The organism is Fusibacter bizertensis, from assembly GCF_029914245.1.
GTDB classification, from domain to species: Bacteria; Bacillota; Clostridia; order Peptostreptococcales; family Acidaminobacteraceae; genus Fusibacter_C; species Fusibacter_C bizertensis.
The window spans coordinates 227,777-246,978 of the sequence record NZ_JARYZI010000005.1 but is presented as its reverse complement, the minus strand read 5'-3'; the positions used below and the strand labels follow the sequence as shown (position 1 = coordinate 246,978).

Sequence of the window (19,202 nt, the reverse complement as noted above, 5' to 3'; positions counted from 1 at the left end):
GAATCACTTACTTTCTATAATAGATTTAATTTGATTAATGTACTCTTTATTACTGGTATATTCAAGTGTTTTTAGAATGTCTTGAGCTTTAATTGGATGTTTAGAATTAGTAATCTTATCATATTTTCCGTCAGATGTAAGTTGCCATGATTTTTGATTGTCAGCTAAATATAATTTAAGTGTATATAAAATTCTCTCTGCAATAGTGGCATCTTCTATTGGGAAAAGAAGTTCCACTCTTCTACTTAGATTTCGAGTCATCCAGTCAGCGCTAGAAAGATAAATTTCAGATTTTCTGTGGTTTTCAAAATAAAAAATTCGACTATGTTCAAGAAATTCTCCAACAATACTTGTAACGGTTATATTTTCACTTTGACCTTCAATACCTGGTTTTAATGTACAAATACCACGAATGAGTAAATTTATCTTAACGCCTGCTTTGGATGCTGTATAAAGCCTTTCAATTATTTCTAGATCAACAAGAGAATTCATTTTTGCAATGATAGATGCTGAATGTCCAGCCTTCGCATGTGATATTTCCCGGTCAATTAAGTCATTGAATTTTTGTCTCAAAGTAAAAGGTGCAACGCTCATGATACTAGTATTAACGGATGTAACAAATCCCGATACCATATTAAAAAACATTGACGCATCAGATCCAAAGCTTTCATTGCATGTAATTAGCCCCATATCAGTATAAACCTTTGCTGTTTGATCATTATAGTTACCTGTACTAAGATGAAGATAACGCCTAATTTTATTTTTTTCACGTCTGACAATTAGAGTGATTTTAGAGTGTGTTTTTAGACCATAGATACCGTATATTACATGAACACCTCGTTGCTCTAATTTTTTAGCCCAATTGATATTGTTTTCTTCATCAAAACGCGCACGTAATTCAACTAATACCGTAACTTGTTTTCCCTTCTCTGCAGCCTCTGCTAAGGCTTTTACAATTTGGGAATCCCCACTTACTCTATAAAGTGTCTGTTTGATTGCCAAAACATGAGGATCTTTACTCGCTTGTTTAATAAAATCAACCACAGTGTCAAAAGTTTCGTAAGGATGATGTAGAAAAATATCACCTTCGCGAATGGTTTTGAATATATTCTTTTTATCAATTATTGGGAAACGTTTAGGTTTATAAGGTGCTTTTGTAAGTTTTGATAAACTCTTAGGCGCTTTAATTTTAAAGAGAAATGTTAAATCCAGTATGCCGTCTACTTTGAAAACTTGTTTTGCTTCTACCATTAACGAATCTTGTAAAACCTTTAAAAGCCAAGGATCTTCACCTTGTCCAATTTCGAGCCTTACTGTTTCACCCCATTTTCTAAGTTTAACTGCTTCCTCAATAACCATCAGCAAATCTTCAGCTTCATCTTCAACGATATTGATATCACCATTTCTGGTTGCTCTAAATTGACAGGTTGCAAGCACTTGGTGTCCAAGGAAAAGTTTATCAATAAAGGTTTCAATAACGTCTTCTAAAAGCACATAACAAACATTTGATTTACAATCTGTTACTTTGATAAGCCGCTCTAAAACACTTGGAACCTGAACCATCGCAAGTTTTGGTTCTAAACCGATTAAAAGCTTGACGCCAATATACAAGCTCTTATTAGCAATTAAAGGAAATCTTCTGGAAAAATCTACAGCCATAGGTGTTAAAACGGGAAAAATTTCTAAGCTAAACTTTTTTTCTAACTGTGCTAATATACTTGGCGTAAACTCAGCACTTCTAATTAAACTTATACCATCTTCTCTAAGGGTTTCCAGTTGAGACATGGTCATCTTATACTGCAGGTCAACAAGTTCAGAAACAGTTTCGTTGATTAGTTCAAGTTTTTCTCTCGCTGTTAAACCAGTTGGATCTACATCTTCATAGCCAGAACTAATTTGGTTTTTAATGGCTGCTACCCTTACCATAAAAAACTCATCAAGATTTGAGGCAAATATTGCACTAAATCGTAATCTCTCTAAAATAGGAGTTGTTAAATCTTCCATCTCCATTAATACACGTCTATTAAATTCCAACCAACTTAGCTCACGGTTGAGTATCATTCATCCACATCCTTCAATTCTGGTATAATGCCAAAAGTGTTGGCAAAGTTATCAATTGTAAATTCAAAACTCCAATCTTCTAAAATGGTTTCAGAGTCTCTCTTAATTTTTATATAGAAATTATTTTCTGTAATCTCAGTATCTACAACTGTGATCCTTTGTTTCTTTCCTTTATCCAAGGCATCGGCAATTGATAATATTGATGCTAGCTTAAAGATTCTGATCTGATCTTCAGGTTGCACTCCACTGATCATGTTGTCATACATTTTATGTTCTGAACTTGATATCAGTCGACACATATGAGCGATAATCAGAGATTCATCATGTTTAATGCCAAGTATATCGAGATTGCTGATTTTTTCATAAGTCGTGATCAGATAATCACGCATCCTTGTGAATTTTCCGATTTCATGGAGAATTGCTGCAAGTCTAAGTAAGGTTTCATCTCTATCATGAAATTGAAAATTTATTCTAAGTGCCTTAAATAATATAAGTGCAGTATGTTCCATATGTTTGACATGTGATTCACTACTCTTATATCGTTTGCTAATTTCATATGCAAGAGTAAAGACATCGTTATTAAAATGCTTATACCTTGTCAAAGAAAATTCTTTTTCAACAAGTTCTGCCAGTATACCATCTCTTAGCGATATATTTGGAACCGTAATAAACTGTGCATCTACAAGTTCTGTAAATACATCGTAAAGGATGATTGTAGCTAAAAACTCATACCAATTGATTCTTTTGCTTTCTACTTTGTGGCGTAATTCGTAATCATTTGCCATTGCTTTTGCACTATAGCTTTTAAAAAGTGACATAGGAACTTCTTCAACATCGTTAAAAAGAAGCTCGTTCATCTGTTTGGCTTCGCCACCAACCGCTAAGAAATGTGTGAGTTTTTTAGCTTCGATATTTGGCCAAATATGGGATGTTCTAGTTTCGATAAGCTCTTTTAAAATATAAGGGTAATGAACAGTACGCTTCTCAAGTTCTATTAGCATATATTTTAAACTTTTAATCCCTAATTTAATCTCATCATTTTTCATGAGTTTGTTTTGTGTATAGATACTTATATCACAACTACCTGAATTGACCTCTACTAGTAAAGACCCTTTTCTAATGCTTCTATAGTCATGTATTTTATCTCGAATAGATTTATAAGTTAAAAACTTTTCTATGGTATCTTCAACTACTTCTACTTCGAGTCCAGTTCTCATACGAATGATTTCTACGATGTTCTTTGAATTCTCTGCTTCTCTAAGTGCACTTGTTGCAACCGCTTTATAATTGGTTACACCATAAGAGGCCATCGTTTGCTTGAAATAATTAAGTGTTTCTACAGCTTCTTTTACTGTCTCAAGTTGAATCGTATTGGATAGAAAAACCTCGTCTCCAAGTGGAATTTGAACAGATACATCTTCAAGGGGCTTCATGATACCGTTTTCAACTTGTACAATTTTTAATTTTATTGCATTTGATCCAAGATCAATTGCAGCAAATAAATGATCCATTTATCCCCCTTTTCAGAAAACTTTAAAAATAATAAAAAGCATAAGCGATTTGAGTCACACTTTTTATTATACATTTATAAATTTTATCTGTAATTGTATTTCATCGAACTTTACTTAGATTTTACAAAACTTTAGTCTTTTTTTGATTTCTTAGATTGTTTCACTTTAATTGCTTTTGGTTTACATAGACTATCCTCATCTTTTGCTACTCTACCACATTTTTTGCAGACAAAACGTGCTTCGTTTACGAGTTTTGTATAGCTTTTAAAATCTTTATCCAATATATCATCGCTCACTAGTTTGCATAATTTTTTTGACATATTAATCTCCTTTAAATTTAATAGATATGCTTCGACATATATATATCCAAAAATAGTTGTTTTTAACCAAATAAAAGCATGTAATTGTATCTCTGACACAATTAGCATGCTCTACCTAGCATATTTTGCTATGATGTTATATATATCTGAATATAGGTTTCTCATATTGACTGATTTTAATGTCAACATTTTGACTCTGAAGTTGATTTAATATATGAATTTTTAAAGTTTCCAGATATACAAACTCACTTTCAAAATGTCCAACATCAAATAATACCATACCACTCCCTAAAACTTTTTGAGCCTCATGGTACTTTAAATCGCCGGTAATATATACATCTGCTGAATTAGTAAGGGCATCTTCTATAAAATCTGCAGAAGCACCACTACATATGGCAACTTTTGTGATGGGCTTATCTTGATAGTTACTTATTTTTACTAAATCAATTTTAAAGATGTTTTTTGTCAATTCTATAAAAGTACTTAGCGTTGATGATGTTGTTAAACTTCCTACGATACCATATCCGTGTGCAAAATTCAGAGGTACACAATCAACCAGTTTGAATTCATTAGCTAAAAACAAATTTATCCCATGTGTTGTTGAACGGTCTAAGTTAGTATGCGCAGCAATTACAGCGATATTATTTTGAATAATTTTTTGCAGTAATTTACCTGCATAATTATGTTCCGTAATTGACATTACACCAGTAAAAATGATTGGATGATGTGAAATGATGAGTTGGCAGCTATTTTCGATAGCTTCTAAAACGACTTCTTCAGTAATATCAAGAGCTACAAGTACATTGGATACGTTGTTATCCATAGATCCAACTAACAAGCCTGAGTTATCCCAAGTATCAGCAGTTTCAAATGGCGCAATGCTATCAATAATATCATAAAAAGTTTTAACAGTAACCTTCATGATTTTCTCCTTCTCTACAATGTTTTTAGAGTTTGCTCTATGGTTAGTATTGTACTTAGTTTTGTGTTACACTTTGTTACTTTTTCATTGTAATTATTTTTAGTGACTTGATTTAAAATATACTCATATTTACTTTTTTTATTCTCTAAAAATTCTAAGTAAGCATCAACTTGGCTTTTCCTAATACGTTTACCAAATTCTAAGTCATTACATGGAATTGATATTAAATCATATTTGTATTCTACATCTGTATCAAAATTAGTACTGACAACAATCAATTCATAATGTTTTTTAGCATCGATAAAAAAATGATCCCATAAGATATTAAAACCATTATCAATTAAGAATGATCTTAATTGATCTTGTTCAGTCATAGGTTGTATAAGAAAATAAGGATAAGATTTAGATTTTTCAAGATCATTTATCAAGATATCTTGAATTAATCCACCCCCCATACCTGCAATCACCACAAGTTCAGATTCTTTAGGCTCTAGAGGCTCAAGCCCTGAACCAAGTCTAAACTCTACAGGATACTGGTCATGTCCTTCAAAAGTTTTTTTTGCATTTTCTAGAGGTCCATTGTTGATATCACATAAAATGCTTGATCCAATTGAATCATCAGAATGCATAATATATGGTAGATAGCCGTGATCAGTGCCTATATCCGCAATAGATAGAAAATATGGTTTCAAAATTTTTGCTTGTTTAGCAATTAAATGTATACGATTTGAAATTTTGTTCTTTTGCATTATACCCCTCAATTTGTACAATTAATAGTAATACTTAAAAAATAGAACTTGAGTATGAAAACATACATCAAATCCTATTTTAACATTACCTCTCATAAAATCCAACTCGAAGCAAAACTTACTCTAAATAATCCTTAAGTTTCTTACTTCTACTTGGATGTTTTAGTTTTCTTAAAGCTTTGGCTTCAATTTGACGTATACGTTCTCTCGTAACATCAAATTCTTTGCCGACTTCTTCAAGTGTTCTAGCACGTCCATCTTCAAGACCAAATCTAAGTTTCAAAACTTTTTGTTCTCTAGGTGTTAAAGTTTCGAGCACTTCCATTAGTTGTTCTTTCAACATTGAGAAGGCTGCGGCATCAGCTGGAGCAGGTGCATCATTATCAGGAATAAAGTCACCAAGATGCGAATCTTCTTCTTCACCAATAGGTGTTTCTAAAGAAACCGGTTCTTGAGCTATTTTTAAGATCTCTCTTACTTTTTCTACAGTCATATCCATCTCTTTTGCAATTTCTTCTGGCAATGGTTCTCTACCATACTCTTGTAAAAGTTGACGTTGAACTCGAATTAATTTGTTGATTGTTTCAACCATATGCACAGGGATACGTATAGTTCTAGCTTGATCGGCAATTGCACGTGTTATCGCTTGACGAATCCACCAAGTTGCATAAGTCGAAAATTTAAAACCTTTTGTCCAGTCGAATTTTTCGACAGCTTTAATAAGTCCTAAATTACCCTCTTGAATTAGGTCTAAGAAAAGCATACCACGACCCACATATTTTTTAGCGATACTTACGACAAGTCGGAGGTTGGCTTCACAGAGCTTACGTTTAGCTTCTTCATCTCCAGTAGCCATACGTTTAGCTAAATCGACCTCTTCTTCACCTGATAAAAGTGCAACCTCACCTATTTCTTTTAAGTACATACGAACTGGATCATCAATGTTGATCCCTTTAGGGACAGAGATATCGATAATTTTTTCGTTCTCTTCTTCTTCTTCTTCAGAAGGTTCTAACTCATTGATACGATCAACACCATCATCAATGTCGTCAAGATCTTCTACATCAACTTCTTCTAAATCTTCTAGGTCTTCAATATCGATGTCTTCAATCTCATCTATGTCAAGGTTATCTTCTTCGTCATCCTCACCTTCGGGAATAACAGTAATGTCCATAGCGGAAAAGGCTTCATAAACTTCTTCGATTTGATCTTTGTCAATTTCCATCGCAGATAATTTATCTTGGATTTCTTTGTACGTTAAGCTTCCGCTTTTTTTACCTTTTTTGATTAAGCTCTTTACTATTTCTTGGTGCTTGGCATTCAATTTATCACTCAATTGAATTGCCTCCTTTCAGTTTTTAAATTTATGATTCCTTATTTTCAAAGTTATTGCTTGTTTCTCAATGATTTTATTTTTAATTTGATGTTGAAGATCTGATTTAACTTCAGCACCTTTTAACAACAATTTCAGAGCCTCAATTTCCTCGTCAATATTTAATAACATTAAATTATGAATAACGTGATCTATATCGATGTCTGCAATATGATCTAAATGACCGTGAATAATTTCGACTAGTCCTGTTGAGATCGATAAATCAGCATTTTCAATAATATGTTGCATATTGAAAGTTTGATGTTGGTTATAGTAACTGATAATATAATCAATAATTTCCTGAAGTTCAGTTGTATAATTGAACTGGCTAATGAGCAATTTTTGAGTCTCATCTAAAGTGTCAAATTTATGAATATAATAGGTTACAAGTTGACGTTCCAAATAGCGCTTGCGATCGCTCGATAATTTAACGACAGTATCTTGTTGTTTAATTTTCGTATGAAAACCATATTGTGAATTTGCGTTATAATTTTCTTTAAAAACCTCTTGTGCTATTAGTTCTCTACTAACTTGGAGTTGATTAGATAAATTGTCAATAAATAGATTTTTCTCAAAAGCATTACTAAGTTCACCAATAATTAGAACCGCTTTAGATAAAAATTCTATTTTCTCCTGATCGTTGTTCAAATTATATGCTTGCATCAAATGATTGATACGATATTCTGTGGCAGTAATAGCGTTATCTATCTTTTCCCTAAACTTATCAGAACCGTATTTTTTTAGATACTCATCTGGATCTAAATTCTCTCCCAGAACAATTATTTTTACTTTATCAATAAGCCCTCTTAAAACATCTAAGCTTCTTAATGTTGCTTTCTGACCTGCAAAGTCAGAATCATAACAAATAATCACCTCATCAGCATAACGGCGCATCAAACGACCATGATCTGCAGTTAGAGCTGTGCCAAGTGTTGCAACGGCATTTGTAAAGCCATAAGTGTGAAGTGCAATAACATCCATATAGCCTTCTGCTATTATGAGTTGTTTTTTATCACTTAGCTTACTCTTTGCCAAATTAAGTCCATATAAAGTTTGACTTTTATTAAAGACTTCCGTCTCAGGTGAGTTTAGATACTTTGGAAGCGAATCATCCATGACTCGACCTCCAAAACCAATCACCTTACCTTTTGGATTGATTATTGGAAAAATAATTCGATTACGAAAACGATCATAATAACTTGTATTGTCTTTATTGGCAATTATTAAACCAACGCTTTCTAGGTCTTTTGTAGAATACTTTTGAGACATACTTTTTAATAGTTCAGCCCAAGCATCGTTTGAAAAACCTAAACCAAATTGTTTGACTACATCCATGTGTATCCCCCTTTTTTCAAGGTATAACATAGCCTCTGGATGTACTCTTAAGTTCTTATAGTAAAAAACTGCTGCATCTCTTAATATATCATAGTACTTAGCGTGCTGACTAGTGTTTTTTTGATTAGCACCTTTAGAGAATTGTGATATATCAACATGGTATTTATCTGCTAGAAATTCCACTGCATCGATACTGTCTAAATTTTCGTATTGAGTAATAAACCCAATTGCATTGCCAGCGGCACCACAGCCAAAACAGTGAAATAGTTGTTTCTCCTCGGAAATTATGAAAGATGCTGTTTTTTCATTATGAAATGGGCACAATGCTTTATAATTTTTCCCAGAACGCTCAACAGTTATATAATTTGAGATAACGTCAATGATGTTAACATTATCTAATATATAGTCGAAAATATTCCCTTCATTTCTTATGCTCATTTACTCACCTTTCTGTAAATATTAAGTGACTCTAATTATTTCGACATTAATCTTAAAAATCCTTCTTTATTAAGAAAAGTTTATAAAATTAATATAACCAAAATTTGGGTATGAAGAGTTCTTTATATACATTTACTGCAAAACGATCTGACATGCTCGCTACATAATCTTTAACAGCGTTAATACCATCACGTTTATCATAATCATCGAAACGTTCAGATGGCATTTGATCTGGATGTTCCTTGTAGTAGTTATATAGTGCTTCTACAATATATTCAGCACGTTCCTCTTCTTTTTTAGCTTCTTTATTGAAATAAACATTTTCAAACATAAAGCTGCGAAGTGCATTAAAAGCATATTCAACTGATTCACTCATGACAATTTGATCTGATTCATCACTATGTGTGATGATATCCATAATCATGGTGTTGATTCTTTGGCCATGTGTTCTACCTAAAACTTTTAAAATAGGTTCAGGCAAACTATCTTTGTTAAGTACATTAGCTCTTATTGCATCATCAATATCATGATTAAGATATGCAATTCTATCACACTTACTTACGATTTGGCCTTCAAGCGTTTTAGGCGTTCCCTTAGAACCATGGTTGACGATTCCATCTCTAACTTCATCAGTTAAGTTGAGGCCGAGCATACTATTGTTACGTCTTTCTAGGTAATCTACGACCCTTAAGCTTTGCTCGTTATGCTTAAACCCACCTGGATGTATTTGATTGAGTCTTTCTTCACCACAGTGACCAAAGGGCGTATGTCCTAAATCATGCCCCAATGAAATCGCCTCTGTTAAATCTTCGTTTAACCGTAATGCCCTAGCTATAGTTCTAGAAATTTGCGCAACTTCTAGTGTATGTGTAAGTCTGGTCCTGTAATGATCTCCTTCTGGGGAAAGAAAAACCTGAGTTTTATGTTTGAGCCTTCTAAAAGACTTTGAATGCAAAATTCTATCTCGATCTCGTTGATATTCTGTTCTAAGTGGACATAACTCTTCAGACAACCTACGCCCTTTGCTTTGTATCACTTTTTGCGCGCGACTGCTAAGGAGTTTGAGTTCTAATTGCTCTTGCGTTTCTCTATAAGTAATCATTTAGCGCACCTCTTTTCTATTTGTAAGCATTACTTCTATTTTATCAGTGATGTGTATAAAATCAATCGCTATTTTGTGAACAAATTGATTACGAGCCCATCCGATGATTTATCTCTAATCATTTTTTTAAAGTAAATAAGGGGTACATTCCTTTTATTAATTTGGAATAGTACCCCTTAAATTAATGCTATTTTATTTGATTATTTGTTTTTAATCGCCGCATGTGCTGCTGCAAGTCTAGCAATAGGCACTCTATATGGTGAACACGATACATAATTGAGCCCTGCTTTATGACAGAATTCAATAGATTTAGGTTCTCCACCATGTTCCCCACAAATACCGAGTTTTATACCTGGCTGCGATTGTTTTCCTAAATCACATGCCATTGAGATAAGCTTACCGACTCCGTTTTGATCAATTGTTTCAAATGGGTCTTTATCAAATACATTTTTCTTAAGGTATTCAGGTAAGAATTTACCAGAGTCATCTCTAGAAAAACCAAGGGTCATTTGTGTTAAGTCATTTGTTCCAAATGAGAAAAACTCAGCTTCTTTAGCAATCTCATCTGCTATAAGTGCCGCTCTAGGAACTTCAATCATGGTTCCGATTTTGTAATCCAAGCTAATATCGGTTTCGCCAATAATTTGATCCGCAACTTTCTTAACAAGTGACTTAAGCTCAGTAAACTCTTTTAAGTGACCAACCAAAGGTATCATAATCTCTGGTTTTACATCAATTCTAAGTTCCTTTTTGCAATAAATTGCAGCTTCAAATATCGCGATACATTGCATTTCATATATTTCAGGATATGTCATCGCAAGCCTACACCCTCTATGTCCGAGCATAGGGTTAGTCTCCATTAAATTATCTATTTTATATTTTACAAATTCGTAAGTTTGGTCAAGATCTTTAGCTAGTTCACGAATTTCTTCATCTTTGTGGGGAACAAATTCGTGTAAAGGTGGATCTAACAAGCGAATAGTAACAGGTCTTTCGCCTAAAGCTTTAAAGATCCCGATAAAATCTTCTTTTTGGTATGGTAATAAGAGTTTTAAAGCTTCTAAACGCTCTTGCAACGTACCGGATAGAATCATTCTCCTTACATTAAGAATTCTCTCTTCACTAAAAAACATATGCTCTGTTCTACAAAGGCCAATACCTTCTGCACCAAATTTAACAGCCACTTCCGCATCTTTTGGTGTATCTGCATTAGTTCTAATACCTAATGTTCTAATTTCATCAGCCCAAGAAAGTAAAAGTGCAAAATCACCTGTTAAAGCAACTTCAACTGTTTTGAGTTTATCTTTATAAACTGAACCAGTATTACCATCGAGAGAGATCCAATCACCTTCTTTAAAAGTTTCTTCACCAACTCTAAAATACTTTTCATCTTCATCGACGAATATTTCACTACATCCTGCAACACAGCATTTACCCATACCCCTTGCAACAACTGCTGCATGTGAGGTCATACCACCACGAGCAGTAAGGATACCATTTGCTGCTACCATCCCTTCAATATCTTCAGGAGAAGTTTCAGTTCTAACAAGTATACACTCAACATTGTTTTCCTTTTGTCTAGCTACATCTTCAGAATGGAAATAAACTCTACCTGAAGCTGCACCTGGAGATGCAGGTAAACCTTTAGCGATTGGAGTAGCATCTTTTAATGCCTCTGGACTGAACATTGGATGAAGCAGTTGATCAAGTTGAGACGGTAATACTCTTAAAAGTGCTTCTTCTTTAGAGATTACGCCATCAGCTACCATATCAACTGCAACCTTAACTGCAGCAAAAGCAGTACGTTTTCCAGTTCTGGTTTGAAGCATAAATAGTTTGCTACGTTCAACTGTAAACTCTATGTCTTGCATATCTTTATAATGTGCTTCCAACTTGTTAGCAACATCGATAAATTGCTCATAAACTTCTGGTAGAGCATCTTTGAGTTCATCAATCTTTTGAGGTGTTCTGATACCAGCGACTACATCTTCGCCTTGTGCATTAATTAGAAACTCTCCAAACAACAAATTCTCTCCTGTAGATGGATTTCTTGTAAATGCAACACCAGTTCCTGATGTATTTCCCATGTTACCAAAAACCATAGACTGAATATTAACTGCAGTTCCAAGATCGTGAGGAATATCGTTATAATTACGATATACTCTTGCGCGATCGTTGTTCCATGAACCAAATACAGCTTCAATAGCAAGCATCATTTGATCTTTCGGATCCATTGGAAAATCAAATCCTTTTTCTCTTTTTACAATTTCCTTATATTCGCTAATAATATGTGTAAAGTCTTCGACAGTTAATTGTGTATCTAATTCATAGCCTTTTTTCTCTTTTTGACCATCTAAAACTCTGTCAAACTTGTATTTAGGAATTTCAAGTACGACATCTCCGAACATTTGAATAAATCTACGGTAGCAATCATATGCAAAACGTTGATTTTCAGTGAGTTTAGCAAGCCCTTCAACAGATAAATCGTTGAGACCAAGATTAAGCACAGTATCCATCATACCAGGCATTGATATAACAGCACCTGAACGTACGGAAACAAGCAATGGATCATCATGATCACCAAGCTTCTTACCTGTCTTTTCTTCAAGTTTAATTAAGTAATCTAAAATTTGATATCTAATATCTTCGGAAATTTTCTTGCCATCAACATAATATTGATTACAAGCTTCCGTGGTGATGGTAAATCCGTCAGGTACAGGGAGGCCGATTTTTTTCATCTCAGCTAGATTTGCACCCTTACCACCTAATGATGCTTTCATTTCCTTGTTACCTTCTTCAAAGGCATAAACATACTTTTTCATCATAAAAACCTTCCCTCACAAAGAATTTTTATAAAAAACCCATAGTAAATACGAGACTTACTATGGGTCAATTACCTTAGATCATGCAAATGCAAAAGCGATTGCAATACTATGCTATTTAAGTTTGATGTTGAGTCCTGTGATTTCGAGAATGATACTTGCAGTTTCCTCGATGGCTTTATTTGCAACATTTATTACAGGACAACCTAGTTGTTTGTACACTTTTTCTGCATAGTCAAGCTCATGAAGTATTCTATCGAAATTTGCATATTCGACATCAGAAGAAAGGCCTAAAGCTCTAAGTCTTTCAATGCGTATCTCATTGAGCTTTTCAGGTGAATTTGTAAGTCCGATCAATTTATTCTTAGGAACCTGGAATATCTCCTTTGCAACCTGAATCTCAGGAACTAAAGGAACATTGGCTACTTTTACGTTTTTATGTGACAAATACATACTAAGTGGTGTTTTAGAAGTTCTTGAAATCCCAAGAAGTACAATGTCCGCGTATTTAAGACCTCTTAAATCTTTACCATCATCATATTTAACAGCAAATTCAATGGCCGCTACCCTCTCAAAATAATCATCATCAAGTTTGTACATCGTACCAGGTTTTCTAACTGGTGTATCTCCAAAGAAAGATGAAAACTGTCCTAAAACTGGTGACAGGATATCATGACAAATAACATTATGTGTCGCACACATGGTAACGATTGTATTTGTCAAATCTTCCATAACAGTGGTAAATAGAACCATGGATTTGTGCTTAGATGCTTCTATTACAATTTCCTCGACCGCATCTGCATCTCGAACGTAATTGTACTTCTTAACGACATAATCTTTATTCAAAAATTGATTCATAGCGGCTCTTGCTACATGAGATGCAGTTTCACCAAGAGAATCCGAAAGTATGAAAATATAATATCGATTATCCATCTAAACCTCCCCAAAAATACAATATCATAATTATTATATCCCAATATTTATATCTAAAACGAAAAATCATAAGAAAAGATAAAAAAAACTTATTTTTCTTAGAATTTCAGTCTTTTATTAATGTATTCCACTAATTCATCAATTTTAACTCTTTCTTGCTCCATCGTATCACGGTGCCTAATTGTAACACTTTGGTCTTCTTCAGATTCAAAGTCATATGTGATACAGAAAGGCGTACCAATCTCATCATGTCGTCTATAACGTTTTCCGATACTTCCAGAGTCGTCAAAATCAACATTAAAATGTTCTGCCAGTTCTTCAAAGACTTTTTCAGCAGAAGCGTTAAGCTTCTTTGAAAGTGGAAATATTGCTGCTTTAAAAGGAGCAAGAGCAGGATGAAACTTAAGAACTATACGTGTCGTACCATCTTCTAGAGCTTCCTCATTGTATGCGTCTACTAAAAATGCTAAAGTAACTCTGTCTGCTCCTAGAGAAGGCTCAATACAATACGGAACATATTTTTCATTTGTCACGGGGTCTTGATACGATAAATCTGTTTTCGCATGCTCCATATGAGCTTTAAGGTCAAAATCAGTTCTATCTGCTATTCCCCATAGTTCTCCCCAACCAAATGGGAACTTATATTCGATATCAGTTGTTGCATTAGAATAATGTGATAGCTCTTCTAAATCATGATCTCTAAACTTAACATTAGCAGGATTCATGCCAAGTTTGTGAAGCCATGACATGCAGAATTCTTTCCAGTATGCAAACCATTTTAGATCTTCTCCTGGTTCACAGAAGAATTCAAGTTCCATTTGTTCAAATTCACGCGTTCTAAAAGTGAAATTACCAGGTGTAATTTCGTTTCTAAAAGATTTACCAATTTGTCCAATTCCAAATGGAATTTTTTTTCTTGCAGCCCGTTGAATAGACTTAAAATTTACGAAAATTCCTTGCGCTGTTTCAGGTCTTAAAAATATCTCTGTTGACGAATCTTCTACTACACCTTGGAACGTTTTAAACATAAGGTTAAACTGGCGTATGCTTGTAAAGTTAATCGCACCACAATTACTACATTTGATGCCCTCATCTGCAATATATTTCTCCATTCTTTCATTGCCCCAAGCATCTATCGCATCGGCCATCTCACCTTTAGTATGCATATGAGCCTCAATAAGTTGATCAGCTCTATAACGTGTTTTACATGACTTACAATCCATTAGTGGATCATTAAAACCACCAACATGTCCTGATGCAACCCACACTTCAGGATTCATAAGAATTGCACTATCAATACCAACATTATATGGTGAACCTTGAACAAATTTTTTCCACCATGCTTGTTTGACGTTATTCTTTAATTCTACACCTAATGGACCATAATCCCAAGTATTTGCGAGTCCACCGTAAATATCAGAGCCAGGAAATATAAAACCTCTTGATTTTGACAGTGATACTACTTTTTCCATAGTTACCTTTTCCATAATTGCCTCCTTTACTTTATCTATAATTGCTGCTTTTTTTTATTACAGTGTCCAAGATGATGACAAAATAAACACTGAACTTTGAATACACTTTTATAACAATGAGCACAATGAGCACAATAACTTGTAACAACAAAAAAAACCTTCCATCCCATAGAAGGGACGAAAGATTATTCCGCGGTTCCACCCTAGTTGACCAAACGGTCCACTTAAGTTTGCATAGCTCAGAAGTGCCTTCTCATATATTTCCCATTAACTTCCACCAACCGTTAACTCTCTCAAGGGTACTATACGTTACTTTTCTCCGTCATTGCAGCAGTATTTTTAATGATTCTACCATAAATTTTTAACACTGTAAAGCTATAGATTACAGAAACCTATGATATGCGATTACTTAGTCTCATCGTCTTCTGAAACAAAAAAATCTTCTTCATTTTCATAAAGCTCAGTCTCTTCTACATCGGCTTCTTCTTCACTTGATTTCTTTTGCGATTTATTTTTTTCTTTGTTGATCATATTCATAAAGTCTTCAAATTTTGTTTGCGTTAAATCATTGAAGTTAATTTCGTCTCCATCTTTTTTCAAAATTTTAATTTCACAGCCAGTTGCAATTGCAGCGATGATTCCAGCAACAGTAGGAATTGTAAAAATCACAGCACTTATAGCGCCTGCAAATATTGGTAAGTCAACTACTGTTTTTCCGTTTTTTTCAATCAAAATTTGACTCACTAGACCTTCATTTACCAAGGTTTTCATACGATCAACAACATCTTGACCATTCAACTTTTTACTTGTCTTAAAGTCTGACTGTTCTTCTAGATAAACAATCGCTTTTAAAACATCGGCTTCATTCAGTTCAAGTGCTTCTTTCGCAGTTTTGTAATTGACACCAGTTCTGTTAATAACTTCATCAACCATTTCAAGTGTAATTCTCATAATTCTCTCTCCTTTTGAAATAATATTTATTCTAAAAGTGATAAATTGCTATTTGATAGTTGTATTATACCACTTAATAATTGTAAATGAACAATTTTTCAGATTTATAGTCTATTTTTAATGATATTTTAACCATCATTTGGATCAGCAACGATAAAACGTGGAGATTGAACTCATAAAAAAACAGTTTTCATTTATAATAAGGCTCTATAATAAATGAAAACTGTTTTAAACTGTTAAAATATTATTCTTTTGAAGACTAATTTTATATTGTAAATTTACTGATGTTAGTTTCAAGTGTTACAGCAAGATCTCTCAATCTTTCAGCTGATGAAGCAACCTCTTCAACAATAGCTGTCTGTTCTTGCATAGAAGCACTTACTTCTTCTGAAGCTGCAGCAGCTTCTTCTGAAATACTTGCAATACTAGATATACTATCAAGAATCTCAATCTTACTGCTATCTAAAACTTCAATGTCTTTTGACACAGAGTCAATTACACTTTGTATACTTGTTATAGCTGTGAAGATCGAATTAAATGATTCTTCAACTTTTTGAACAGCGATATTTTGATCATTAGAACGTGTTTTTACTTCTTGCATAATCGTTACTGTATTTGAACTCTCATGCTGAATGCTATCAACTATATTCTTAATTTCACCGGCTGCTTTGCTAGATTCTTCAGCAAGTTTTCTGATTTCATCCGCTACAACTGCAAAACCTCTACCATGTTCACCTGCTCTCGCAGCTTCAATCGATGCATTAAGAGCTAGTAAGTTTGTTTGTTCAGCAATTGTGCTAATTGCTTGTACGATACTACCAATTGCCTCAGATTGAGAAGCCAACTGCAAAATTGCCTTTTCAGTTTTTTGAGTAGCATCATTATTTTCTGTATTCTTTTGTCTTAAAACAGTAACAGCTTCGACACTGCTCTTATTAATTTCGCTCGCTTTTGAGGTTTGATCGATCATAGAAACAATATTTTCTGTTAGGGTTTTGATGTTATCACCCATTTGTGATGCAACCTTACTACTAGTTTCACTATCAGCAGCTTGCTTAGAAGCGCCCATAGCGACTTCTTCTACAGCATGTGATACTTCTTTAGCTGCTTGAGTAGAACGGTCTGACAGTCCAACTAAGTCGTTTGATGAAGATAGAACATCAGCTGTAGCCTGTGTGACATTATGCATTAGTCCAGATACATTATCTAACATTTCGTTTAGATCATGTGAAAGTTGACCAATTTCATCTTTAGCAGTGATATTGATTCTCTTAGAGAAGTCACCCTTACTTACAACACTAATATACTCACTGATAATTTTTATGTTTTTAAGAAGAACATTTGAGAACACTATAGCAACAACAATTGCTATAGCAAGTAGTAGTGATGCAAAACCAGCAAGTGTTATGAGTAATGCTCTAGTTTGTGATGCTATTTCACTTTCATCTACTAGTGCTAATATCTTCCAGCCAAGTTCATCAATTGTAGTAATAAAAGCAATTTTTTTAACACCGTCATAAACATAATCAATTGAACCAGTCGTATTATTTTCTACAAAAGCTTTTAGTTCAGGAATAGGGATTTCTTCACCAACTAACTCCGGCTTTGGATGCGTAAAAGGAATATTATTGCTATCTAGTGCAATTACATAGCCTTTTTTACCAACTTTGATTGCATTCATTGTATTCGCTATTTTTGTGATATCAAGGTCAAGCGCAAGTACGCCTTCAAAAGAACCTGATGCGCTTAGGACAGGTTTTGCTGCTGATATAACTGTTTTAGATTCATCAGATGCATCTTTATAAGGAGCAGTCCAAATAAAACCATCTTTTGCAACAGCATCTGTATACCAAGGTCTAATAGTAGGATCATAACCAGCTGGTAAATCTGTAGATGGCCAAATGAGCATTTGTTTATCTTTGTACCCAACATAGATATTTTTAACTTCACTGTATTCTTTGATAAAAGAATCAAAAGACTTAAACATCCATGTTTTGCTTTCTTCACTTGTACGAGCTACTTTAACATTTGGATCCTCTGATATAAGCTTTGTAGCCCTCTCATAAATAGACATATAGTTTACTGTACTGTTTTTAATCTGTTCTGAAACTTCAGACACAGATCCTTTCATATTTTCAAAATAAGAATCTTTAGTAATTTTATAGACGATACCACTTAGTGCTAACATAGGAATCGTTATCACAAGTACAAATGCCAAAATGAGTTTGGCCCTTAAGCTGAATTTCTTCATATTCATTCCTCCCCGTTTTACCCAAATTAAATTATAATGATATATACCCCACAATATTTTAAATATTAACATAAAGAAAAAAAAAATAAAAGAAAGTGTATATACACTTTCTTGTCAAGATAAAAATTATATAATAACAATAATATTTGCATAAAAAATATTTTATACATAAATAGTTAGTATTTAGAATCATTACTCTATGCTTTTTAAAAATGATTTTGATCTTATTTCAGTGATGTTGTTATGAAATAAGATATAATCTTCATATATTTGATTGAGGTGAAACACATAATTTTTATGGATTTTAGTTTTTATGATAACGCGAACATCTTTTAGTGTTAAATAATGAATTAATTTTAAGTATGTTTCATTTAGTTTAACACCTCTATACTGAGTTGCTTCACAACTTTTACAAATTAGTCCACCAGCTTGAACTGAAAAATACATAACCTGATCTTGACTGGCACAATTTGTACAAACATATTGCAAATTAGCTTGATGACCCGTTATTACACTCAGTTTGATCAGATATGCCAATTTAAGTAATTCATAATCAAGTTGTTGCTCTGTTCCCACTGTTTTAGCGCTATTAGATAAGAGTGATATGATCTCAACAATCAATTGAAAATGCTTTAGATCAATTATATTGGGCATTGTAGCTAAGTTACATAATTCGATAAAATAGTTACCATAAGCTAATGTTTCCAATTGGTCGGCAATACGATAATGAGAATCAATGATTTCACACGAGATTACTTTAGTGACTTTGTTATGTGTATTCAGTGTGAAATGGCCATAAACAAAAGGTTTGGAACAAGCCGATAACTGAGATTTGGAACTTTTGGCACCATTTGCTACGACTTCGATTTTTCCAGCTTTTCTAGAATATAGGGTCAAAAATAAGTCGTTATTAAGCGTCTTTGTCGTTTTGATGACTAAAGCATCAGTTTCCAAATACATATA

Annotated in this window: 14 protein-coding genes and 1 other annotated feature; all 14 genes read right to left on the bottom strand. The window is 33.6% G+C overall.

Annotated features, from left to right (window positions below):
- Positions 1 to 3: 3 nt before the first annotated feature.
- The gene (gene ppk1, locus QE109_RS09730; RefSeq protein WP_281094267.1) at positions 4 to 2,061 is read right to left on the bottom strand and encodes a polyphosphate kinase 1; all 2,058 of its coding nucleotides are present in this window, start codon (positions 2,059 to 2,061) and stop codon (positions 4 to 6) included.
- Positions 2,058 to 3,572 (bottom strand): Ppx/GppA phosphatase family protein, encoded by a 1,515-nt coding sequence (locus tag QE109_RS09725; protein WP_281094266.1) that lies wholly within the window; start codon positions 3,570 to 3,572, stop codon positions 2,058 to 2,060. The genes ppk1 and QE109_RS09725 overlap by 4 nt, the downstream gene beginning before the upstream one ends.
- 131 nt (positions 3,573 to 3,703) lie before the next feature.
- Entirely contained in the window at positions 3,704 to 3,892 is a 189-nt protein-coding gene (locus QE109_RS09720; protein ID WP_281094265.1) for a hypothetical protein, read from the bottom strand.
- A gap of 136 nt (positions 3,893 to 4,028) precedes the next feature.
- Entirely contained in the window at positions 4,029 to 4,814 is a 786-nt protein-coding gene (locus QE109_RS09715; protein ID WP_281094264.1) for a Nif3-like dinuclear metal center hexameric protein, read from the bottom strand.
- A gap of 14 nt (positions 4,815 to 4,828) precedes the next feature.
- Entirely contained in the window at positions 4,829 to 5,563 is a 735-nt protein-coding gene (locus QE109_RS09710) for a tRNA (adenine(22)-N(1))-methyltransferase (RefSeq protein ID WP_281094263.1), read from the bottom strand.
- 118 nt (positions 5,564 to 5,681) lie between these two features.
- The gene (gene rpoD, locus QE109_RS09705; RefSeq protein WP_281094262.1) at positions 5,682 to 6,899 is read right to left on the bottom strand and encodes an RNA polymerase sigma factor RpoD; all 1,218 of its coding nucleotides are present in this window, start codon (positions 6,897 to 6,899) and stop codon (positions 5,682 to 5,684) included.
- A gap of 15 nt (positions 6,900 to 6,914) precedes the next feature.
- Positions 6,915 to 8,708 (bottom strand): DNA primase, encoded by a 1,794-nt coding sequence (dnaG, locus tag QE109_RS09700; protein ID WP_281094261.1) that lies wholly within the window; start codon positions 8,706 to 8,708, stop codon positions 6,915 to 6,917.
- Positions 8,709 to 8,796: 88 nt separating this feature from the next.
- Positions 8,797 to 9,807, bottom strand: coding sequence for a deoxyguanosinetriphosphate triphosphohydrolase (locus tag QE109_RS09695; RefSeq protein ID WP_281094299.1), 1,011 nt, complete (start codon positions 9,805 to 9,807; stop codon positions 8,797 to 8,799).
- Positions 9,808 to 10,010: 203 nt separating this feature from the next.
- Complete coding sequence (gene ppdK / locus QE109_RS09690; RefSeq protein WP_459251424.1) at positions 10,011 to 12,635, bottom strand: pyruvate, phosphate dikinase; 2,625 nt, start codon at positions 12,633 to 12,635, stop codon at positions 10,011 to 10,013.
- A gap of 111 nt (positions 12,636 to 12,746) precedes the next feature.
- Positions 12,747 to 13,565 carry a pyruvate, water dikinase regulatory protein gene (locus QE109_RS09685; protein WP_281094260.1) on the bottom strand — a complete coding sequence of 273 codons (819 nt, stop codon included), beginning with the start codon at positions 13,563 to 13,565 and terminating at the stop codon, positions 12,747 to 12,749.
- Positions 13,566 to 13,663: 98 nt separating this feature from the next.
- Complete coding sequence (locus tag QE109_RS09680) at positions 13,664 to 15,055, bottom strand: glycine--tRNA ligase (RefSeq protein ID WP_281094297.1); 1,392 nt, start codon at positions 15,053 to 15,055, stop codon at positions 13,664 to 13,666.
- 152 nt (positions 15,056 to 15,207) lie between these two features.
- Positions 15,208 to 15,372 (bottom strand) — a binding site (T-box leader).
- A 70-nt stretch (positions 15,373 to 15,442) separates the two neighbouring features.
- Positions 15,443 to 15,988 (bottom strand): DUF4342 domain-containing protein, encoded by a 546-nt coding sequence (locus QE109_RS09675; protein WP_281094259.1) that lies wholly within the window; start codon positions 15,986 to 15,988, stop codon positions 15,443 to 15,445.
- Between the two features lie 265 nt (positions 15,989 to 16,253).
- Positions 16,254 to 18,239: a methyl-accepting chemotaxis protein gene (locus tag QE109_RS09670; protein WP_281094258.1), complete on the bottom strand. Its 1,986-nt coding sequence runs from the start codon at positions 18,237 to 18,239 to the stop codon at positions 16,254 to 16,256.
- A gap of 192 nt (positions 18,240 to 18,431) precedes the next feature.
- Positions 18,432 to 19,199, bottom strand: a complete 768-nt coding sequence (gene recO / locus QE109_RS09665; RefSeq protein WP_281094257.1) for a DNA repair protein RecO — start codon at positions 19,197 to 19,199, stop codon at positions 18,432 to 18,434.
- Between the last annotated feature and the right edge of the window lie 3 nt (positions 19,200 to 19,202).